The following is a 21,073-nucleotide window of genomic DNA, read 5'->3' as shown; positions in this document are numbered from 1 at the left end:
CCGGAACGGGCCGGTACTGCAACAATTATACTACAACCAGGCTTTAACCCGCACAAACGGGTACTTATTATTAAAGGAAAAAGTTAATTTCACCCAGTATTTTTAATTCTTTTTATAATGACCAATATTAAATCAACTATTCGTTTCTTACTCCTGCTTTCCGCGATCTTTTTCTGTTTTAAAGCTGATGCAGCGCCAAAATACTATTACCAGCTTAAGATCTACCACCTGAAAACACAGGCCCAGGAAGATCGCCTTGATTATTATCTCCAGAACGCATTCCTTCCCGCATTGCATCGGATGGGTATAAAAAATGTGGGTGTTTTTAAGCCGCTTGCCGGCGATACGGCCGACAAAAGGGTCTATGTTTTGATCCCGTTCCGCACATGGAAACAGTTGGAAAGCCTTACCGATAAATTATCGGCCGATTCGCAGTACTTTATTGATGGGAAAGATTATATCAATGCACCATACAATGATGAGCCTTATACACGGTTGGAAACAATAGTTTTAAAGGCCTTCCCTAAAATGGTTGCACCGGCAGTACCTCAGCTTTCTGCGGGAAAATCAGACCGTGTTTATGAGCTGCGCAGCTATGAAAGCCCGTCCGAGGCTTTTAATTTAAACAAAGTTAAAATGTTTAATGATGGTAATGAGGTAGCGCTGTTTAAAAGACTGGGTTTTAACGCTGTTTTTTATGCGGAAGTGCTGGCAGGGAGCCATATGCCCAACCTGATGTACATGACCACCTTTAACAGTAAAGCTGACAGGGATAAACATTGGGATACATTTTCGAACGATCCGGAGTGGAAGACTTTGGTGGCGCTTCCGCAATACCAGCATAATGTATCAAAAGCGGATATCATCTTCCTGCATCCAACCGCATATTCTGATTTTTAATGACTTTGGAGAAACGCGATTTTGATGCCATAGTGGTAGGTTCCGGCCCAAATGGGCTTGCGGCGGCCATACTAATGCAGCAAAAGGGCCTTTCTGTTTTATTGATCGAAGGGAAAGAAACTATCGGCGGCGGACTCCGCTCTGCCGAACTTACCCTGCCTGGTTATATCCATGATATTTGTTCGGCAATTCACCCGCTTGCGGTGGCATCGCCTTTTTTTGAAACCCTGCCGCTTGATAAACATGGCCTGGAATATATTTTCCCGCCAATAGCAGCAGCTCATCCATTTGATAACGGGAAGGCAGCTATAATAAAAAACTCAATAGAAGAAACGGCAGGTTTACTTGGCGCCGATGAACAAGCCTATAAAAAGTTGATGCAACCAGTAGTTAATGACTGGCCCGCAATAGCCCCTGATGTTCTGGGGCCTTTGCACTACCCCAAACATCCGCTGGCGATGGCCCGCTTTGGCTTGACAGCATTAACATCCGCTGCGCATTTAATAAAACGTTTTGAAACCAGGGAAGCTCGGGCTTTAATCGGAGGGATGGCCGCACATTCTATACAGCCCTTAACCAATGCAGCCACCTCGGCCGTGGCGCTTGTATTAATGGCCCAGGCGCATTTAAAAGGGTGGCCGGTACCTAGAGGTGGTTCGGTAAGCATCGCCAATGCCCTTGCCGCCTATTTCCTTTCGTTAGGCGGAAAAATTGAAACGAATTTTTGTGTGAGTTCAATGGAGCAACTGCCATCAGCTCATGCTGTATTGTTTGATGTTACGCCGAAGCAGTTGTTGCAGATTGCCGGCCATAAGTTTTCGGCTGTTTACAAATGGCAATTGGAACGGTACAGGTATGGTATGGGGGTTTTCAAGATCGACTGGGCGCTGGATGCGCCAATTCCTTTCACGACTGCCGGCTGCCGCGAAGCGGGAACCATCCATCTCGGCAATACTTTTGAAGAAATTGCGGCAACCGAACAACAGTGCTCAGAAGGCCGAACGGTTGAAAAACCTTTCGTACTGCTCACCCAATCCTCCTTATTTGACCCAACGCGGGCGCCAAAAGGCAAACATACCGCATGGGCCTATTGCCATGTGCCCAATGGTTCCAAAACAGACATGACGGAAGCCATTGAAAAACAGGTGGAGCGTTTTGCCCCGGGCTTCAGAGAAAGAATACTTGCACGGCATATCTTTAACACCGCCCAAATGGAAGCGTACAACCCCAACTACATCGGCGGTGACATCAACGGCGGCATAATCGACCTCGGCCAATTATTTACCCGCCCCGCACTGCGTTGGTCGCCCTATAAAACATCCGCAAAAGGCATCTATATCTGTTCCTCATCCACGCCACCCGGCGGTGGTGTGCATGGCATGTGTGGCTATCACGCTGCAAAACGCGCGCTAAAGGATGTCTTCGATATTGTCTGAACTCGAATTTTTCGAATTGAGGAATTCATAGAATTAAACAAACGTAAAATTCCGATAATTCGTTAATCCGAAAAATTCGAGTTCAGACATTTTGTCCATTTACGGTTTTTTTGTCCGATATCGATCACTTTTTTGAAAACTAAAAATGATAAAGTATTGATTTTTAATATTTTAATTTTGGTACACCTATTGCGTATAACTATGCTATACAAGGTACTATGGATAAGGAAATAACACAGGAAGTTACGATTCAGAACAGGAAAAAAGGGATCACAATTGCCATAATCAGCATCGCGGTATTGGTTGCTGCGATATGGTTAGTGCGGGTGATCTTTAAATCATCGGTAAAAAGGTCAGACATCACCTCCGCTGTTGTAAAGGTAGGCAACATCGACAATACCATCAACGCCACCGGCGAGGTATTGCCCGAGTTTGAAGAGATTTTAACCAGCCCGATAAATGCCTCCATCAAAAATGTAATTATGGATGCAGGTAATAAGGTTAAGGCAGGCCAGTCTATCCTTACCCTCGACAAATCAGCGGCTCAAAATGATTTCGATAAACAGAAGTTTCAACTGGAATCCAAACAAAACGAAATTGAAAAGCTAAAGCTTGATTTGAACAAAAGCTTTTTCGATATCAAATCAAATAACGATATCAAACAGTTGCACATCAGCGATCTGACCGATGCGGTGGAAAATGCCAAACGCCTGTTTAGCGCCGGAGGCGGCACACGCGAAGGGATAGAACAAGCGGAGTTAAACCTAAAAGTCGCCCAGCTGGAAAAGAAACAGATTGAAAACGAGATCAAAAACAAGCAGCAGACCATGCAGATCGAGATCAAGGAGGCACAGTTGGCTGCAGATGTTTTGAGGAGTGATTTAAATGCCCTGCAGCATAAACTGGATCTGGCGAATATTGTAGCTACCCGCGCCGGTGTGGTCACCTATGTAAACAAAAATATTGGTCAGAATATAAAAGAAGGCGAATCATTGGCAAGGATAGCCGATTTGAGCAGCTTTAAAGTGCAGGGAAGTATTTCAGATAACGCAATGAACGAGGTCCATAATGGTATCCCTGTAATTGTGCTGATCAATGATACACAGTTAAAAGGGCACGTGGCAAATGTGTCACCATCTATCCAAAACAGCATCATCACTTTCGATATCCAACTGGATGAGCGCAATAGCGCGGTGCTTCGCCCAAATATGAAAGTGGATGTTTACCTAGTTACTGCTACCCATAACCATGTAATGATGGTATCAAACGGCGCCGCATTCAAAGGATCAAACTTGCAGGACATTTTTGTGCTCAATAACGGGATCGCTCAAAAACGAACGGTACATATCGGCCTCACTAATTTCGACAATGTTGAAATTAAAGATGGCGTTAAACCCGGCGACGTGGTGATCACATCAGATATGAGCGAGTTTAAAAATTCAAAAGAAGTAGTTATTAATTAGTGAGTGGTTGATTAAGTTGGATTAGGTTGACTAAGTTGTTTACACACCAAAATCCTAAAATCTTTTAATCCTATAAATCATAGTTCAGACAAAATAACAATGAAATATCTATATATCATATTATTATTAACCATCAGCACCCGGGCGTTTTGCAGCGGCAGCGATACCCTAAGGCTTACACTTACGGATGTTGTTGAAATGGCAAAAGGTAACTCAATTGCCGCAAAACAAGCTGCCACTACCAAAGAGACAAAGTACTGGCAATGGAGAACCTATAAATCGAATTACCAGCCACAGTTATCCTTAAGCGGAAATTTGCCCGGCTACAGTAAAACCAGCACGCCTGTTATTCAGCCGGATGGCTCGATCCTGTTTCAGTCGATCCACTATGATAATTCAGCATTAACTTTAAATTTTAGCCAGAGTATCACCGCCACCGGCGCCACCATTTACGGGATGACCCAGATGCAGCGTTTTGACGATTTCGACCGCCACAATATTTTATATAATGGGACGCCTTATGCCATCGGCTTCAGCCAGCCATTGGGCCAGTTTAACAGCCTGAAGTGGGACAAAAAGATTCAGCCTTTATTATATAAAGAAAGCAAACAGGCTTACCTAGAGGCGCAGGAGCAGATCTCCATTACAGTAACCGGCTATTTTTTCGACCTGCTGCTGGCACAGGTAAACCTGCAAACTGCCGAAAATAATTTAGCCAACACCCAAAAGATCTTAAAAATTGCCAACCTGAAGTTTCAGTTAGGGAAAGTATCCAAAAACGAGATCTTGCAGTTACAATTAGAGCAACTGAACGCCAAAAAGGCAGCAGGCACCGCCAGGCGTGATGTTGAAATTGCTACCCTTAACCTGCGGAGTTATATTGGCCAGGAGGGTAACGATAAAATTGTACTCGTCGCCCCGCAATTCATCAGCCAGATGACCGTAACCAGCGACAGGGTTTTGGCAGAGGCTTTTGCAAACCGCTCGGATGCGATTGCCTTTATAAGGCGCATAGCCGAAGCGAAACGGGATGTAGCGATAGCGCACGGGCAAACAGGTTTAACCGCTTCGTTAACTGCAAACCTGGGTACATCCAATTCGGCAACCACTATCCCTGGCGTATACCGGTCGCCGCAAACGCAGCAATTGCTTGAGTTGACATTTTCTATACCGGTATTGGATTGGGGAAGGTCAAAAGCTAAAATTAAAACTGCCGAAGCTAACCAGCAGCTTACTGAATACTCTGTAGAGCAGGACAAACAGACCTTTAAACAGCAAATAGTTACCCAGGTGTCCTTATTTAATGTGATGAGGGAACAACTGGCCTTAACCGCCGAAGCAGACAGCATCGCCTCCGAAAAATATAAGATAGCCCGCGACAGGTATGTTTTAGGCGACCTGAGTATCACTGACCTGAGCATTGCCTTCACTGAAAACGACCAGGCACAAAGGGATTACGTACAATCGTTACGGGATTTCTGGAGCGCTTATTATCAACTAAGGTACCTGTCGCTGTTCGACTTTGAAAAAAATGAAAAGATCACCTATAAATAATTTAACAACTCACTAAATCACTAATTCAATAATTAAAACGATGATACAATTACAAAACATAGAAAAAGTTTACCGCACCAGCACGGTTGAAACGCTGGCATTAAGCAGCATTAGCCTCGATGTCGCTAAAGGAGAGTTCCTTTCCATTATGGGCCCTTCGGGCTGTGGGAAAAGTACTTTGCTCAATATAATGGGGCTGCTGGATGCACCGTCCAAAGGGCAGATCAAGATCGGCGATCAGAAAACCGAAAATTTATCGGACAAACAGTTGGCAAATTTCAGGAACCAGAAGCTTGGGTTCATATTTCAAAGCTACCACCTCATTAATGATTTGCAGGTGCTGGATAATGTGGAACTGCCGCTTTTATACCGCAACAGCACAGCCAAAGAAAGAAAAGCCCTGGCATCAGAGGCGCTGGCAAAAGTGGGCCTGGCAAACCGCATGAAACACTTCCCCAACCAGCTATCAGGCGGCCAAAAGCAGCGGGTAGCCATTGCAAGAGCGATAGTGGGTCGCCCCGAGATCATCCTTGCCGATGAGCCTACCGGTAACCTTGACAGCGCCATGGGCAACGAAATTATGGACATCCTGATGCAGTTAAATCAAAACGACGGCACCACTATCGTAATGGTAACGCACGATGAAAACATGGCGCACAAAACACACAGGCTGATTCGCTTATTCGACGGATCACAGGTTCAATAATTCATCAGCTTAAAAATTAAAATTATGCTTAAAAATTATTTTAAAATAGCCATAGCGGTATTGCGGAGGAGAAAGTTTTTTACTTTCATCAGCCTGTTTGGCATCAGCTTTACGCTCACCATTTTATTGGTTTTAACCGCCTTTATTGATAAAGTAGTGGGCGATAATTATCCCGACAGAAAGCGCGACCGCTCCTTATATATTAACCGTTTGGAACAAAAGGGAAAAGACATGAGTATGTCCGGAGCTCTATCCTATTATTTTTTGAGCCACTATGCCGGCAGCATGAAAACGCCTGTTAAAATGACCATATTTTCAGGTTTTGGCGGCACAAACACCTATGTTAATAATAAAAAGATAGCCGTCGACTATAAATATACCGATGCAAATTATTGGGATATACTGGAATATGATTTTTTAGAAGGGAAGGCTTTTACCAAGCAGCAGGTTGACAATGCCGAGAAAGTTGCGGTAATATCCGAAGATATAAAAAAGGCATATTTTGGAGACGTTGCATCAGTAGTCGGTAAATTTATTGAAGCTGATAACGTAAAATACCGGGTAATAGGCGTTGTTAAAGATATCCCCATTACCAGCTATATGACCTATAGCCAGATTTACCTGCCCTATACCGTATCAAAAACCGATTATAAAGATAAGGGATACGGAGGTGGCTATAGCGCTATCTTATTGGCCAATTCCTCCGCCGATGTGCAGAAAATGCACGATGAATATGAGCAGCTCGTAAAACGGATACCGATAACAACCAAAGGAATCAGTGTTATGTACAGCCATGCCAACTCTTACCTTGCCAGCTATGTTGATACCGGCAGGGAAGACCAGTCAGGAGTGATACTTGTCATCACCGTTTTGGGCACATTTGTGTTTTTGTTTATGCTATTGCCCACCTTAAACCTGGTAAACATCAACATCACCCGCATTATGGAGCGTTCGTCGGAGATCGGCGTGCGAAAAGCCTTCGGGGCGTCGTCAAAAACATTGGTTTATCAGTTTATTGTCGAGAATATTATCCTCACACTCCTTGGTGGTATTATAGGCATAGTGCTGGCTTTTATCGCCATACAGATTTTAAACAATGCAAACCTGATCCCTAATTTGGTGCTGTCTGTTAATTTGATGGTATTGTTTATCGGTTTGATTATCTGTTTGGTGTTTGGGCTGATATCAGGTGTTTATCCGGCCTGGCGCATGTCAAAACTGAATGTGGTAACGGCCTTAAAGGCTCAATAAACTAATCTTTAAAATAAAAATATTATGTTCAAGCATTTATTTAAACTGATCTGGAATAAGAAGAAACAAAACTTTTTATTAATGTCCGAGATATTGATCTCTTTCCTGGTCATATTCGCGGTATTTACCCTGATGGCGTACTATTATAACAATTATAAGAAACCCATGGGACTGGATTATGAAAACGTGTGGGTTGTAAATTATAACAATGCCTACGCAACCAAAAGCACGGATTCGCTCAATACGTATTACGAAACCCTGCGGCAAACTTTAAAAGCCATGCCCCAGGTAAGCGAACTAAGTTTTTGCAGTGATAATGTGCCGTTTTCGCAAAATACCTGGCAGGGCGGAATGACAGTTAAGGGCAAAAAAATAGACCATATTAATGAATTCGCCGTAGAGGATAGCTATGACAAAACATTGAACCTGAAAATTATAGAAGGGCGCTGGTTTAACAAAGGCGATGCTGTTGCCAAAAATAAACCAATCGTTATAAACGATGAATTAAAGGAAGAGATTTTTGGAAACGAACCTGCCGTTGGTAAACTAATTGGTGATGATGCCGATAAAAATAAAATGAGAGTTATAGGTGTGATACAAGGCGTTAAAATAAAAGGCGACTATTTACCGTCAGGATATGGTCAGTACCAAAGGGCTGATACCGGCTCATTCCATGGATTTGGAAAGATTATGATAAAAGTAACCCCGGATGCTGATGCCGCGTTCGAGGGCCATCTGTATAAAACACTGGCCAATTATATGAAAAACTCGGATATTGAAATAGAACATCTCACTAATAAACGGACAAGTACAAACTATTTCAGTGTTGTTCCAATTATAGTGTTGTCCATCGTAAGCTGTTTTCTCATAATTAATGTAGCATTAGGGTTATTTGGTGTGCTGTGGTACAACATCAACAAAAGGCGTGGCGAAATTGGTTTGCGCCGGGCCATAGGCGCTACCGGCAAATCGGTTTCAGGCCAGCTGGTTTCTGAATCAATGCTTGTCGCCACGTTATCTTTAATTGTCGGGACATTTTTTGCAGTACAGTTTCCCTTGCTGAATGTATTTAACCTGCAGGCCGGGATTTACATTACGGCAATTATTTTATCCATAATATTTATTTATTTGCTGGTTTTAGTTTGTTCTTTATATCCCGGCAAGCAGGCGGCAGCCATTTACCCGGCGGTGGCCCTGCACGAGGAATAAAAATTGTTTGAACCGCTGATTGAACTGATTTTATTCATTTCACAGATTTTAAATCAGGTTAATAAAGTAAATCAGTTCAATCCGTGGTTCAGACGGTACAGCATTTGCTTATACTTGTATAAATTATGATACTGATCATTGATGACGATATCGCTGTAAGAACATCCCTGCTTTTGTTATTAAAAGGCGAGGGTTATGACGCTGCGGATTGTATGACACCGGCAGAGGCCATCAGGTTTATCAAAAAAGATGAACCTGAACTCATCATCCTCGACCTGAATTTCTCTAATGATACCTCCGGTAAAGAAGGGATGGAGATCCTGGGCAAGATCAGGCAGATCAATGCGCAGATCCCTATTATCCTGATAACGGGCTGGGCAAGTATCGAACTGGCCGTGCAGGGCATGAAAGCAGGCGCCAATGATTTTATCAATAAACCATGGAACAACGATCATTTGTTACAGTCCGTCAAGACAATGCTCGACCTGCGCGGCAAAAAAGCAGCCCATCATACGCGTAAACAGTTGGATAAAACGTATAATTTTCAGCATATCATTGGCGAGGATGCGAAAATGCTGGAGATCCTGGAGACGATTGGCCGGGTAGCAACTACCGACGCTTCAGTCCTGATCATGGGCGAGAGCGGTACCGGAAAAGAACTGATTGCCGAAGCTATCCACCAAAACAGCCTCCGCAAAAGTAAACCCTTTGTTAAAGTAAACCTGGGGGGTATTTCTACCTCCCTGTTTGAAAGCGAAATGTTTGGCCATGTGCGGGGGGCGTTTACCGATGCCCGTTTTGACAGGGCCGGCCGTTTTGAACTGGCCAATAAGGGAACTATTTTTTTGGATGAGATAGGCGACCTTGACGGCAGCAGCCAGGTAAAGTTACTAAGGGTATTGCAGGACAGGACCTACGAGGTTTTAGGCAACAGCCGCACCAAAACGGTGGATGTTCGGGTAGTTTGCGCCACAAATAAAAACCTGAATGATATGGTAAACAGGTCCACCTTCAGGGAGGACCTGTTATACCGCATCAACCTCATTACCATTTATTTGCCCGCCCTGCGCGACCGGCCAAAGGACATCCCGCTGCTGGTGAATTTTTTTATAGATAATTTAAAAGAGATCTATAACCGTCCGAGACTTTCGGTAGCACCTGCTGCCATCAAATGGCTGCAGCAATTGCCGCTTCCCGGCAATATCCGCCAATTAAAAAACCTGGTGGAAAGAACAATACTTGTCAGTAAAAACGACGAGCTTACCGCTGAAGATTTCCGCTCGCAATTTGAACTTTCGCCCGTAAAAAAAGGCAATATGCAGTTGCCGGGTATCGGCACATTAACGCTGGAGGAAGTGGAGGTTGAAATGATTAAACGGGCAATGGAATATCACAAAAACAAAATATCAAAAGCGGCTGTATCTTTGGGGCTTACCCGCAGCGCCCTTTACAGGCGCCTGGATAAATACCAAATCCCTTACGATGAAGCTGAGGACTAAATATATCCTGTTTGTTGTTATCCTTCACCTGGTAGCCCTTACGCTGTCGTGGTTTATCTTTGCGCAAAACAGGATCTACTTTATCATTTCCGAAGTATTTATCATCATTTCGGTGATCATCGCCTGGCAATTATATCTACAATTGCTGCGCCCTCTAAAAACATTAATGCAGGGGGTAGAAGCAATTAAGGACCGCGATTTTAATGTGAAATTCCTTTCTACCGGCAAGCACGAAATGGATCAGCTGATTGAAGTGTATAACCAGATGATGGATGAATTGCGCACCGAGCGAACCCGGCAGGAACAGCAGCATTTTTTTCTCGAAAAACTCATTTTCACGTCCCCAACCGGAATCATTATACTTGATTATGATGATAATGTACAGCAGATTAACCCCAAAGCCCTACAGATCATCGGTGTTAGTGCCGACGATGTTTTAAAGTATCCTGTGGATAAATTAAGGCACCCCTTACTGCTGCAAATAAAACGCTTAAACTCCGGCGAAGCGATGGTAGTTAAGCCCGATGGCATCAATACCTATAAACTCCAGAAATCGCATTTTATCGACAGAGGTTTCTCAAGGCATTTTATCATGATTGAAGACCTGACTACTGAAATACTGGCCGCCGAAAAGAATGTTTATGGCAAGGTGATCAGGATGATGGCGCACGAAGTGAATAATACCATTGGGCCGGTCAATTCTATAATGCAATCAACATTAAAAACCCACCAGCTTTGGGAGGGCAATAAGAACGATACATTAAAAGACGCTTTACAGGTGGCGATAGACCGCAATCAAAATCTGAATCATTTTATGCGCGGCTTTGCCGACCTGGTAAAACTGCCCGCTGCCAACAAAAAGCCCCTTGATCTTCATCAGCTTATCGGTTCCGTTACACGGCTAATGGCAATTAAAGCAGGGGAGAAGCTGGTTGAATTTGAATTCCGGCTGACCGAGGGTCCCTTTATGATCAATGCCGACGCACAGCAAATGGAGCAGGTACTGATCAATATTGTGAAAAATGCCATTGAGGCCATCAACGAAAAAGGGAAAATAAGCTTTATCAGCTTGCCTGCCAATAGAAGCCTGGTAATTGCCGATACCGGCGCAGGTATTGACGGGCAACATGCCTCCGATCTTTTTTCGCCATTTTTCAGCACCAAAAAAGACGGGCAGGGCATTGGGCTTACCCTGGTGCGCGAAATACTGATCAACCATAATTTTGATTTCTCTTTAAAGACAGTTGCCGAACATCAAACCGAATTCAGCATAATTTTTAATTAATATTCTCTTTTTGTCAAGCGGATTTTAACCCATCATCGTTTGCTGAACGGGATATCCGGCAGGAGCGAAGCGTGAAAAACTGCTGACAAGATTTTCTCAGTGATATTTTTTTCAATATTTAAATTATTGATAATCAGTTTTTTATCGTTTTTTTTCAGCGCTTGTAGCACTTGTAGCGCAACGCTACAAAATGAACGCCATGCCCACATCTGCATAGAACTTTTGCTGACCTGGTGAAATAAACGATTGGAAAGAACAGGCATCCCGCTTAATTAAACGACATCGACTCATCAATTGCTAATGCCGGTTGATTAAAATTAATTTTAGTAATTTTATTGACGGGATAGCAAGAGCAGCAAATTAAACGGGTAAAGAAAAGCCACCCAAATGGGAGAAGGAGACTTACAGGAACTAATAAAAGGCTGTATTAAACAGGACAGGAAATGCCAAAAAGAATTGTACAAGGCGTTTTATGGCTTTGCTATGGGTATATGCCTGCGTTATGCCGGTAACAGGGATGAAGCTGCCGAAGTAACGAACCTGGGTTTTTTCAAAGTGTTTAGCAAGATCGGTAAATTTAATGATGCGCTCCCGTTTAAGGCATGGCTTGGCCGGATCATGATCAATACCTCCATCGATTTCTACCGCTCCAAACTCAAGCTGGCCTTTAATGAAGATCTCGACCAGGCTGCCGAACTGAGCGATGGAGAATTACCCGACAGGAATCTTAATTATGAGGACCTGTTAAAAATGGTGCAGGCTTTACCACACGCCTATCGCACTGTTTTCAATCTTTTTGCGATAGAAGGCTATTCGCATGAGGAGATCGCCGCAATGCTGCATATCAGTACGGGTACCTCAAAATCAAATTTGTATAAGGCAAGGCAAAAACTCAAAGACATGATCCTGCAATCAGACAGCCGCGCCAATAGCGCCAATTATAACAGCGGCATGGATTATACGCACATCACATTCATTAAAATGGATGATGCATTGCGCATGTTTTTAAATAAAGGTTTTAAAAAATGAATAAGGACAATGAATTAGACGATCTGTTTAAACGCAAACTGGAGGACCCGGTTGAGCCGGCCGCTTACCAGGAACAGGATTGGAGCGCGCTGGAACAAATGCTGGACAAACCAAAGAAAAAACGTGTAATCGTTTATTGGATGCCGGTTTTAAGCGGCGTGGCGGCATTGTTGTTATTATTTTTCGGCTGGTGGATGTTACGGCAACAGCGCACTGAACAAAAAAGCAACCAATCATCAGTTGCTAACCTTGTAAAGGAGCGACCAAAAACAAATAAAGCCATCGCCGCCACCCCCAGTCAACCGCGGCCTGCTCAATTAAAAAAAGCACCGGGTATTGAAAGTTTTGTTGCCATCACAACAAAAGGTGAAAAAGGCGGCCGTAAGTCGATATCAATCTTGCCGGTCAAAACGATGTCGGGGCCAACTATTGTAAGTGCTGATACTTCGTCAAATAACAGCAAGGTATATCCGCAACCAAATAAACAAGCCATTGCTGAAAAAAAATCCCCGGCTTTAAGCAAGCCGCAAACTAATGAATTGACGGCCTCAAACATTACTGTTAAAACTGATACCGGAACAGTATCGAAACCCCAAAATAAACCTGTTAAAACTCAGATTAAGCAATCCTATCGCCCTCAATTTGCACTCAGTGTGCTGGCTGCCCCCGACCTGAATGGGGTGGGCGGCTTTCAGCAAAGTAAATTAGGTACCAATGTCGGACTCCTTTTTTCAGCGGGGGTATCAAAAAAATTAACCATCAGTACGGGTGCTATCTATTCCGTAAAGCCCTATTTAACCGGGTTTGGTAATTATCATACACCTTACCAATTCCCGGTTACGCCCTTAAATGTAGTTGCTGATTGCCGTATGCTGGATATTCCGCTAAATATAGGTTACCAGGTTTACAACAAGCATCAAAACCAGGTTTCAATAGGCACCGGCCTGTCCTCTTATATCATGCTGCACGAAAGTTATAAGTTTAACTATGCAGGTACTTATGAAACCGGGCCTTCAAATTACACGGTACCGGGTATCCATAAATATTTTTTTGGAGTACTTAATCTTAATGCAACCTACGAGCACCAGGTGAATTCAAAGTTTGGTATTAGTGTACAGCCTTATTTAAAACTGCCGCTCGGTAATTTAGGCTACAGCCAGGTGCACCTGCAATCAACCGGTGTCGCTATCGGTGTCACCTGGAATTTAAATCCATTGCAAAAACCATAAAAAAAGGATATTCATATACTATCACTTGTTTTATCAATAGCTGCCGCTGATTGTCAGGTATTTAGTGTTTTTTTTTATTTCTTGTTAAAAACCATAATTCAAAAGCAAACTACTTTATCACAATGTTTAGTCAGTATTTTATTTGGAATAAGGTTGCCTTTTATCGCAGATAGTTATATATATTTAATTAATTTTTAACCTTAATTCTCAATTAATTATGGAAACCAAACCACTTACAAAGTATCTGGCCGAACTGATCGGCACATTCTGTCTCGTACTTTTTGGCTGCGGTGCAGCAGTTATCGCGGGCGCTAATTCAACTGATATTCCGCCATCTGGGGTGGGGTTATTGGGTATTTCCCTTGCCTTTGGCCTAAGCGTTGTTGTTATGGCGTATACTATCGGGCCAATTTCAGGCTGTCACATTAATCCTGCCATTTCTATTTCAATGCTGGTAGCAGGTAAGCTGTCTTTTAAAGATACAATTGGTTACGTTATCTTCCAGTGTATCGGGGCCATTGCCGCATCGGGCGTATTGTATTTGCTGGCTTCAGGCCGTGCTTCTTTTGCTATGGGCGAATATGCCCTTGGCGCCAATGGCTGGGGCGCTAATTATCTTGGCCATTATTCAACACAATCGGCATTTATAGGCGAAGCTGTTTTTACCTTCCTGTTTCTTTTAATAATATTCGGAACTACGGCCAAACGCGCAAATCCAGCAATGGCTGGTCTGGCGATTGGTTTATCTCTTACTTTAATTCACCTGGTATTAATACCCATCACCGGGACTTCGGTGAATCCTGCCAGAAGTCTGGGTCCGGCCGTATTTGCCGGTGGCAACGCGCTCGGCCAGTTATGGCTCTTCATTGTCGCGCCCATACTTGGCGGGATAGTAGCAGCTGTGTTTTATAAAGTGGCCTTTGAAGAGAAATGATCTTTTTTGTTTAATAAAATAAATATTTCCGGTTATACCGTGTTTAGCCCCTGCTTATACGCCTGGGGCTTTTTGCTTCATGCTGCTTATATGCAAACACGCTAAATTGATGCCGGCCCTGTTTTAAAACAAGGAAAATATCCTATTGACTATTGCAGATTTTTTATTTTATATTTGATTGATGCTTATTGAAATTGATGTAACAGTTTGATTTACAGTTGTAATTTGCATCAACATAAATGCATCGTTATTTTTATAAAAGGGTTTTTCCGGCCGTTTTTAATCATGATAGGATCGTTTGTCCGCACAATATTTCCGGTGTGTGCGGGCAATCAGTTAAAGATATTTAATCGTATAATTAACAAACACAAATCAAAAAACATGAAAGCACAAATCAATCTTAAACTTTGTGTGGCAATAGTCATTTGTATTTTTATTGCAGCATGCAAAGGAAAAGCCAGCTCAGGCTCAACAGCCAGTTCAACTGCAGCGTCGCCGGCAGCAAGCGGTTCGGTAACCGCTAACGCAAAAAAAAGCAATTCGGTTATCGACTCCTTAAATATTACGGATGCTGATGAAAAAAAAGTATGTACGCTGTATGATGAATGTATAACAGTTTACCTGGATGAAATGAAAGCGCTGGCCGCAGATACATCAAAGCTTGACTCGCAGGAAAGGAACGCCATAGAAAAAAAATACCAGGATAAAATAAAGGAATTACAACCCCAGATTGATAATTTAAAGAAAAATTTCCAGGCATACCCTGCCGAAGCCTTTAAGTTCGCCTCATTTTCAGCTTATGAGAGTAAGAGAATAATGGCTGTCCTTCCTGGTTATGAGAGCGCAATTTTAAAGAAGTATGGGGTTACAAAATAGGCCCTCAAGAAGCTTTATCAGGATTTTTATATGTTCCCATTACCCGGCGGTTTATGAAAAAGCCAGCGGCCGGAATGTACACACCAAACAGCCCCGGAAATAAAATTAGTTAGAAATAGTAAAGTGTGTCGGGGTTCCGATTTGTTTGGCTTTAATTTATTTTCAACCTGCAAAGCAATAAGTGCATCCGTGTTCCTGTGCCCGGCCAACGGCCCAAATGCCGGAGGGAACTACTTGCACGCCTGGTAACAAATTGGCCAGCCATTCCTGTTTTATTGCTGCAGCATCCTGTTTGGTAGCTTCTGCTATCACTGCGGTGTGTACCGTTATGGCTACATCACAGGCACAAAACATAACGCCGCTTGATTGTAACTCGTTTATCCCGATCTGTACTTCGCCCACTCCCGGCACCTTGAAAGTTCCTGCTTTCGGCTCCCAGAACGGATTTTGTGTAGCGGGAGCTTTTGTTGCATCGTTATTGATCTTAAATGACTCGCCAAATTTATACTTTTCCCAAAGTTGGTGCCCAAAAGCATAAGGAATAGCGTCATGCCGCAAGATCACCACTACGCCGCATTCACTTTCAGATGAGCCTGTCTTTTGGTTGGTGAGTAAAAATACCCGCGGCCATGCGAAAGGAAGTATGCTGTTAGGTTTTGTAACGTCAAATACTATCCTATGTTTCCCCTTTACCTGTTTAAACCATTCATCTGCATCTGAAATATCCTGTGCAGACATACCTTCGGCCGCCAAACTAAAAGGTGCAGAAAGCATCCCTGTACTTAACACTGCAGCGCTTGTTGCAAATTGCTTTAAAAATGTACGGCGTTGATTTAACCCGGTTTGATCGTTTGTTTTCATATTTGTAAAATTTAACTATCTAATTAATTGGACATAGACCTTTTTCGATTACAACGTTCAAGTGAGAATAACAGCAGTTAATAAAGGGGGGCACCTGCACTTTATCAGTCAATGCTTATTGTTTTGGTTGATTAATTGGCTTTTACTATGATAAAGTTATATAATAATAATAAATTCAGTCCGGTTTTCTTTTTTATTTCCAATGGATTGTGATTAGTTTTATAGGGTAAACCCTGTTATGCTAAACACTCATTTATGAGAACCCAAACTTATTTATCCTTCCTGGGGGCGTTATGCCTTATTTATTCCTGTAAAAAACATATTTCATCGACGGGGCACAGCGGGTGGAGCACTTATGCCGGATCAAAAGACGGCAACAGGTATTCCTCAAACAATCAGATCACACTTCAGAATGTAAGTCGGCTTAAAGTTGCATGGACCTATAGTTCAGCTGACAAAGACAGCGCAAACCGCAGCCAGAACCAGTGCAACCCAATAATGGTTGACGGTATATTGTATGGCACCAGCCCGAAGTTAAAGTTATTTGCTTTGGACGCCGCCACAGGCGAACAAAAATGGGTTTTCGACCCTGCCAGCCTGGATACCTCAAAAAGAATGACCCGATGGCCTATTATAAAGTTTGCAGGGGAGTTACCTATTGGGAGGATAAAAACGGCGATAATAAACGCCTTTTTTACAGTGTCGGGCAAAAAACCTTTGCTATTGATGCGGAAAACGGCCAGCCGATCACACGTTTTGGCAAAGGGGGGTATTTGGACCTCACCGAGGACCTTGGCCGGAAAGTCAATTCCTATGTTTCGGGCACTACCCCGGGCGTTATTTATAAAGATTTGATTATTATGGGTGCGCGGGTTGATGAATCAGAAGATGCAGCACCTGGGCATATCCGGGCCTATGATGTGATGTCCGGCAAACTCAGGTGGATCTTTCACACCATTCCACACCCGGGAGAATATGGGTTTAATACCTGGCCCGACAGCACAGCCTGGAAGAAACTGGGCGCCGCCAATAACTGGGGCGGGATGGCGCTCGACGAAGAACGTGGCATTGTTTACATTCCGACAGGTTCAGTTGGCGGCGACTTTTACGGGGCGCACCGTAAAGGCACTGATCTTTTCGCCAATTGCCTTATCGCGCTGGATGCCGCCACAGGTAAATATATCTGGCATTACCAGGTAATTCACCATGACCTGTGGGATCGTGATCTTCCGGCTAACCCCAACCTGGTAACCATACGGCACGAAGGTAAAACAATTGATGCCGTGGCGCAGATCACAAAACACGGTTTTATTTTTATGTTTGACAGGAAGAACGGGCAGCCTGTATTCCCGATCACGGAAAAACCAGTACCCACCAACGCATTGCCGGGCGAACAACCATGGCCAACACAACCCATACCCAGTTTGCCGCAGCCCTTTGCCCGCCAGCATTTCGGGCCGGAGGATGTGACGGATATTTCGCCCGAAACGCATAAAATCATGCTGGAGAAATATAATAAGGTAAAATACAATACTATGTTTACCCCGCCAAGTAAGGATGGGGACTGGATCTTTCCTGGGTTTGACGGCGGCGGCGAATGGGGCGGCGCGGCGGTAGACCCCGAAACAAAGATCATGTATATCAGCAATACCGAAATGCCCTGGGCACAGGTAATGATCGATGTGCCAAAGAATAATTATGCGCATAACCTGCGGGGGATAGGCCATGCTATTTACAATAAATACTGTATCACCTGTCATAGCCCCGAATTGAAAGGGAATGGCAGTTCTTATCCATCACTGGTCAATATCGGTAAAAAATATAATGAACAGCAGGTAAGCCAACTGGTTACCAGCGGGCGTAATATGATGCCTTCGTTCAGGCAAATTCCGGCAGCTGAAAAGGCTGCATTACTGGCCTTTATTTTAAATCTGCCTGAAAAACCCTCTGACAGGCAAATTATTTCAAAAGAACCGGTTTCTGCCAGCGCGCAGAATAATATTCCATATACCATGAATGGTTATAAAAGGTTTTTGGATACCAATGGCTACCCGGGCATTAAACCACCGTGGGGTACGTTGGATGCCGTCGATCTGACCTCGGGCAAACTATTATGGAAAGTACCCCTGGGCGAATATCCTGAACTCACAAAAAGAGGCATCCCCAAAACCGGCACCGAATTATACGGCGGGCCTTTGGTTACAAAAGGCGGTTTGGTGTTTGTTGCCGCCACAAAGGATGAAAAAATAAGGGCCTTTGACAAAAAGACGGGCAAGCAGGTTTGGGAAGCCAAATTACCGGCGGCAGGCTACGCAACCCCGGCAACCTATGCTATTAGTGGCAAACAATACGTGGTGATTGCCTGCGGCGGCGGCAAGATCGGCAGCAAATCAGGCGATAGTTATGTTTGTTTTGCGTTGCCGTAAGGTAGAGATTAGAGACTGGAGATTAGAGATTAGTTTGCACCAAAATTTATGTGAAAACGAAAGTTCCATATAGAGTAAAAAAGTGGCCATCGGACTTTTCCGACTTTCGGACTTAATTCTTACCTTTCGCCGTTAACTCTTCACCTCAAATAATATGGAAAAAGGTCGTCTAGAGGCATTTAGCGATGGCGTGATTGCCATTATTATAACCATAATGGTTTTGGAGTTAAAAATTCCGGAAGGGGTTCATGGCGCTGATTTAAGCGCCTTAAAGCCGCTGATCCCGGTTCTTGGAAGCTACTTGCTTAGCTTTATTTATGTGGGCATTTATTGGAATAACCATCACCACATGATGCAGGCGGCGGAATCCGTAAACGGGGCCATCCTTTGGGCCAATATGCACCTGCTGTTCTGGCTTTCCCTGGTTCCTTTTGTTACCGCATGGATGGGCGAAAATAATTTTTCACGCTGGCCGGTAACCTGCTACGGCATCGTGCTCATTATGAATGCCTGTGCCTATACCATTTTATTATTGGCGCTGATACGGCACCATGGCCGGAATTCGGTACTGGCAAAAGCTATTGGCGAAGATTGGAAGGGGAAAGTTTCCATAGGTATTTATGCTACCGCAATAGCAATGTCCTGGCTTAACTCAAACATCAGCTTTATTCTATACATCGTTGTTGCCTGTATCTGGTTTATTCCCGATAAGCGCATCGAACGGCAGCTGGTAGGTGAGGAGCCTCCTTGTGAGTCTAAAGGCTAAGCCAAAAGTCTCAAGTCGGCGCAAATTCTACCCGACTTAAGACTTTCGACGCGGGACTTTTGACTTTGCTACTTATCCCACCAAATATGAGTGGTCATTTTATCACCGCCGGTTAATTGTGCTATTTCAGCGTTATAATTTGCCAGGTTGGTGATTTTTTGGCTTGGTGGATAGGTGAGCCTGCGTGGTATGGTGCCGCTGGTTACGTTCCCCGGGTAATTTACGGGTGTTAAGTTTGGAAAGCCCGTGCGCCGCCAGTTACTCCATGCTTCGTATTCGTCCATTAATGTGCAAAGCCAATATTGGGTATTGATCTGGTTAAGCCCATTGGCATCATTATAGGCCACATTTTCATAATAAGCCTGTGCGTCAGCATCACTGATGGCAGCACCATCGCCATATACGGACAATTGGGTAACAGCCGCCAATACACCATTTTTATAATGCGTTGCCGGGGAGATGTTAAGGGACGGCCATCGTTTACCGGCATCGGCCAGTAAAAACTCAGTTTCAGCATAAGTCAGTATTAAAGTTGGTGCCGCTGTGTTCAATATATTGTCATTTATACGAGAGTAACCGGGTATGCCTGCCTTGGGAAAAGTATCAAGTTTGGTAATGTTTATGGCAGGGTTATTACCACCCGCAATAAAGCCGGGAGGCATCCCGATCTGGTCAGCCGGATCACTGTCACCGGTACTATTGCCATTGTTATCCTGTGAATAGATCCAGGCCACCACAGGCAACCTCGGATCGCTGTTGATTTTCATGCCGCTGATAAATGCACTCGATAGCTTCAGGTCGGTACTGTCATTGCCGAATATTTCAAGCGCATCCCTGTTTTGGGTTAACTGGTTCCCATCCTGGTGCTGTACAATAGCATTATCGCCATTGTTTTGAAATGTTTTACCCACTACTTTTGCTACATAGCTTTGGGCTGTTGTCGGGTCTACTTTGGTTAAACGCATAGCCATCCGCAACAATAATGAGTTGCCGAATTTTTTCCATTCGGCGATCTGATCACCGGCTGATGAATACAAAACATCGCCGCTCGGCTTATCGGCGCTTTCACTCAGGCTGTCAACGGCCTGCGATACTTCTTTTAGCAGGTCGGGATAAATCACTTCCTGTTTATCATATGAAGGGGTGTAAAGGCGCTCGTAATAACCTAAACCTGCATGGAAATAAGGAATATCACCATAAAGGTCGGTTATTTGCTCAAATACCATTGCCTTCATTATCCGCGCCATCTGGTGCAGGTTCCGGTATTGGGTTTTATTTGCTGTTAAAAGGTACAGTTCAACTACCGGCTGAACTTCAGAGGTATAGGAGTCCTGGAACATTTCGCCCATGGCGCCTATATTATTTAAATATTTGTCTCCGTAATAAAAGCCGGGGTTGGTTGAAGCGGTATGCTGAATAAAACAGCCAACGCCGCCCCACTTGGTAGCCCATGCACTCCCCCCAAAACTGGTGCTCCCTGTATACATCAACTGAACCGTGGTTAATAAAAGATTGGGATCATATTTATCTGATGTGATAGCATTTGGATTGGTGTTTACATTTGTCAGCTCCTTTTTACACGAAGCAGCAGAGCCTATGATAAAAGCAGCAATGATTAGATATATATATTTAAATTTCATGTTGTTAAT

Annotated in this window: 18 protein-coding genes and 1 pseudogene; 16 read left to right on the top strand and 3 right to left on the bottom strand. The window is 43.8% G+C overall.

Annotation, left to right across the window (positions count from 1 at the left end; all coding sequences use genetic code 11):
* The first annotated feature begins 117 nt into the window (after positions 1-117).
* From MgSA37_RS16020 to MgSA37_RS15980, 9 genes are all read left to right on the top strand, one after another.
* Complete coding sequence (locus MgSA37_RS16020; protein WP_096353308.1) at positions 118-900, top strand: NIPSNAP family protein; 783 nt, start codon at positions 118-120, stop codon at positions 898-900.
* Positions 900-2,336 carry a phytoene desaturase family protein gene (locus MgSA37_RS16015; protein WP_096353306.1) on the top strand — a complete coding sequence of 479 codons (1,437 nt, stop codon included), beginning with the start codon at positions 900-902 and terminating at the stop codon, positions 2,334-2,336. Before MgSA37_RS16020 ends, MgSA37_RS16015 begins: the two co-directional genes overlap by 1 nt.
* A gap of 218 nt (positions 2,337-2,554) precedes the next feature.
* Positions 2,555-3,799, top strand: coding sequence for an efflux RND transporter periplasmic adaptor subunit (locus tag MgSA37_RS16010; RefSeq protein WP_096353305.1), 1,245 nt, complete (start codon positions 2,555-2,557; stop codon positions 3,797-3,799).
* Positions 3,800-3,898: 99 nt separating this feature from the next.
* Positions 3,899-5,353 (top strand): TolC family protein, encoded by a 1,455-nt coding sequence (locus tag MgSA37_RS16005; RefSeq protein WP_096353303.1) that lies wholly within the window; start codon positions 3,899-3,901, stop codon positions 5,351-5,353.
* Positions 5,354-5,393: 40 nt separating this feature from the next.
* Positions 5,394-6,059 carry an ABC transporter ATP-binding protein gene (locus MgSA37_RS16000; RefSeq protein WP_096353302.1) on the top strand — a complete coding sequence of 222 codons (666 nt, stop codon included), beginning with the start codon at positions 5,394-5,396 and terminating at the stop codon, positions 6,057-6,059.
* Positions 6,060-6,083: 24 nt separating this feature from the next.
* A complete protein-coding gene (locus tag MgSA37_RS15995; protein WP_096353300.1) occupies positions 6,084-7,310 on the top strand; it encodes an ABC transporter permease in 1,227 nt (408 codons plus the stop codon).
* Positions 7,311-7,334: 24 nt separating this feature from the next.
* Positions 7,335-8,519: an ABC transporter permease gene (locus MgSA37_RS15990; protein WP_096353299.1), complete on the top strand. Its 1,185-nt coding sequence runs from the start codon at positions 7,335-7,337 to the stop codon at positions 8,517-8,519.
* A gap of 125 nt (positions 8,520-8,644) precedes the next feature.
* Positions 8,645-10,018, top strand: coding sequence for a sigma-54-dependent transcriptional regulator (locus MgSA37_RS15985; RefSeq protein ID WP_096353297.1), 1,374 nt, complete (start codon positions 8,645-8,647; stop codon positions 10,016-10,018).
* Positions 10,002-11,303, top strand: a complete 1,302-nt coding sequence (locus tag MgSA37_RS15980) for a sensor histidine kinase (RefSeq protein ID WP_096353295.1) — start codon at positions 10,002-10,004, stop codon at positions 11,301-11,303. Before MgSA37_RS15985 ends, MgSA37_RS15980 begins: the two co-directional genes overlap by 17 nt.
* Before the next feature lie 32 nt (positions 11,304-11,335).
* On the opposite strand, the gene MgSA37_RS15975 is transcribed toward MgSA37_RS15980, so the two are convergent.
* On the bottom strand, positions 11,336-11,566 hold the full coding sequence (locus tag MgSA37_RS15975; RefSeq protein ID WP_157750596.1) for a hypothetical protein: 231 nt from the start codon (positions 11,564-11,566) through the stop codon (positions 11,336-11,338).
* A gap of 124 nt (positions 11,567-11,690) precedes the next feature.
* Between MgSA37_RS15975 and MgSA37_RS15970 the strand changes: the two genes are divergently transcribed.
* The 4 genes from MgSA37_RS15970 to MgSA37_RS15955 all read left to right on the top strand — a co-directional run bounded on the left by MgSA37_RS15970 (position 11,691) and on the right by MgSA37_RS15955 (position 15,371).
* Entirely contained in the window at positions 11,691-12,332 is a 642-nt protein-coding gene (locus MgSA37_RS15970; protein WP_096353292.1) for an RNA polymerase sigma factor, read from the top strand.
* Positions 12,329-13,561: a hypothetical protein gene (locus MgSA37_RS15965; RefSeq protein WP_096353290.1), complete on the top strand. Its 1,233-nt coding sequence runs from the start codon at positions 12,329-12,331 to the stop codon at positions 13,559-13,561. Before MgSA37_RS15970 ends, MgSA37_RS15965 begins: the two co-directional genes overlap by 4 nt.
* Before the next feature lie 217 nt (positions 13,562-13,778).
* Positions 13,779-14,495 (top strand): aquaporin Z, encoded by a 717-nt coding sequence (gene aqpZ, locus MgSA37_RS15960; RefSeq protein ID WP_096353288.1) that lies wholly within the window; start codon positions 13,779-13,781, stop codon positions 14,493-14,495.
* 381 nt (positions 14,496-14,876) lie between these two features.
* The gene (locus MgSA37_RS15955) at positions 14,877-15,371 is read left to right on the top strand and encodes a hypothetical protein (protein ID WP_157750595.1); all 495 of its coding nucleotides are present in this window, start codon (positions 14,877-14,879) and stop codon (positions 15,369-15,371) included.
* A 162-nt stretch (positions 15,372-15,533) separates the two neighbouring features.
* Here MgSA37_RS15955 and MgSA37_RS15950 read toward each other — a convergent pair whose 3' ends face one another.
* The gene (locus MgSA37_RS15950) at positions 15,534-16,232 is read right to left on the bottom strand and encodes a hypothetical protein (protein WP_096353285.1); all 699 of its coding nucleotides are present in this window, start codon (positions 16,230-16,232) and stop codon (positions 15,534-15,536) included.
* A gap of 255 nt (positions 16,233-16,487) precedes the next feature.
* Here MgSA37_RS15950 and MgSA37_RS29760 point away from each other — a divergent pair.
* From MgSA37_RS29760 to MgSA37_RS15940, 3 genes and pseudogenes are all read left to right on the top strand, one after another.
* Positions 16,488-16,772: pseudogene (locus tag MgSA37_RS29760) on the top strand (hypothetical protein); the annotation flags it as partial.
* A gap of 35 nt (positions 16,773-16,807) precedes the next feature.
* Positions 16,808-18,658 (top strand): outer membrane protein assembly factor BamB family protein, encoded by a 1,851-nt coding sequence (locus tag MgSA37_RS15945; RefSeq protein ID WP_172885331.1) that lies wholly within the window; start codon positions 16,808-16,810, stop codon positions 18,656-18,658.
* 154 nt (positions 18,659-18,812) lie between these two features.
* Positions 18,813-19,424: a TMEM175 family protein gene (locus MgSA37_RS15940; protein ID WP_096353284.1), complete on the top strand. Its 612-nt coding sequence runs from the start codon at positions 18,813-18,815 to the stop codon at positions 19,422-19,424.
* A 68-nt stretch (positions 19,425-19,492) separates the two neighbouring features.
* Here MgSA37_RS15940 and MgSA37_RS15935 read toward each other — a convergent pair whose 3' ends face one another.
* Positions 19,493-21,064: a SusD/RagB family nutrient-binding outer membrane lipoprotein gene (locus tag MgSA37_RS15935; RefSeq protein ID WP_096353282.1), complete on the bottom strand. Its 1,572-nt coding sequence runs from the start codon at positions 21,062-21,064 to the stop codon at positions 19,493-19,495.
* Positions 21,065-21,073 lie beyond the last annotated feature (9 nt).

It is taken from the genome of Mucilaginibacter gotjawali, from assembly GCF_002355435.1.
Classification (GTDB): Bacteria; Bacteroidota; Bacteroidia; order Sphingobacteriales; family Sphingobacteriaceae; genus Mucilaginibacter; species Mucilaginibacter gotjawali.
Note: the sequence above shows the minus strand (reverse complement) of the source record. Positions and strands in the feature narration are given on the sequence as shown.

Bases quoted from the DNA above. Each gene is read 5' to 3' on its own strand.
- MgSA37_RS16000 (WP_096353302.1), top strand. From the start codon at position 5,394: ATGATACAATTACAAAACATAGAAAAAGTTTACCGCACCAGCACGGTT.
- MgSA37_RS15965 (WP_096353290.1), top strand. From the start codon at position 12,329: ATGAATAAGGACAATGAATTAGACGATCTGTTTAAACGCAAACTGGAG.
- MgSA37_RS15955 (WP_157750595.1), top strand. From the start codon at position 14,877: ATGAAAGCACAAATCAATCTTAAACTTTGTGTGGCAATAGTCATTTGT.
- MgSA37_RS16005 (WP_096353303.1), top strand. From the start codon at position 3,899: ATGAAATATCTATATATCATATTATTATTAACCATCAGCACCCGGGCG.
- MgSA37_RS15995 (WP_096353300.1), top strand. From the start codon at position 6,084: ATGCTTAAAAATTATTTTAAAATAGCCATAGCGGTATTGCGGAGGAGA.
- MgSA37_RS16010 (WP_096353305.1), top strand. From the start codon at position 2,555: ATGGATAAGGAAATAACACAGGAAGTTACGATTCAGAACAGGAAAAAA.
- MgSA37_RS16015 (WP_096353306.1), top strand. From the start codon at position 900: ATGACTTTGGAGAAACGCGATTTTGATGCCATAGTGGTAGGTTCCGGC.
- MgSA37_RS15935 (WP_096353282.1), bottom strand. From the start codon at position 21,064: ATGAAATTTAAATATATATATCTAATCATTGCTGCTTTTATCATAGGC.
- aqpZ (WP_096353288.1), top strand. From the start codon at position 13,779: ATGGAAACCAAACCACTTACAAAGTATCTGGCCGAACTGATCGGCACA.
- MgSA37_RS15945 (WP_172885331.1), top strand. From the start codon at position 16,808: ATGGGTTTTCGACCCTGCCAGCCTGGATACCTCAAAAAGAATGACCCG.
- MgSA37_RS15990 (WP_096353299.1), top strand. From the start codon at position 7,335: ATGTTCAAGCATTTATTTAAACTGATCTGGAATAAGAAGAAACAAAAC.
- MgSA37_RS15970 (WP_096353292.1), top strand. From the start codon at position 11,691: ATGGGAGAAGGAGACTTACAGGAACTAATAAAAGGCTGTATTAAACAG.
- MgSA37_RS15985 (WP_096353297.1), top strand. From the start codon at position 8,645: ATGATACTGATCATTGATGACGATATCGCTGTAAGAACATCCCTGCTT.
- MgSA37_RS15950 (WP_096353285.1), bottom strand. From the start codon at position 16,232: ATGAAAACAAACGATCAAACCGGGTTAAATCAACGCCGTACATTTTTA.
- MgSA37_RS16020 (WP_096353308.1), top strand. From the start codon at position 118: ATGACCAATATTAAATCAACTATTCGTTTCTTACTCCTGCTTTCCGCG.
- MgSA37_RS15940 (WP_096353284.1), top strand. From the start codon at position 18,813: ATGGAAAAAGGTCGTCTAGAGGCATTTAGCGATGGCGTGATTGCCATT.
- MgSA37_RS15980 (WP_096353295.1), top strand. From the start codon at position 10,002: ATGAAGCTGAGGACTAAATATATCCTGTTTGTTGTTATCCTTCACCTG.
- MgSA37_RS15975 (WP_157750596.1), bottom strand. From the start codon at position 11,566: ATGCCTGTTCTTTCCAATCGTTTATTTCACCAGGTCAGCAAAAGTTCT.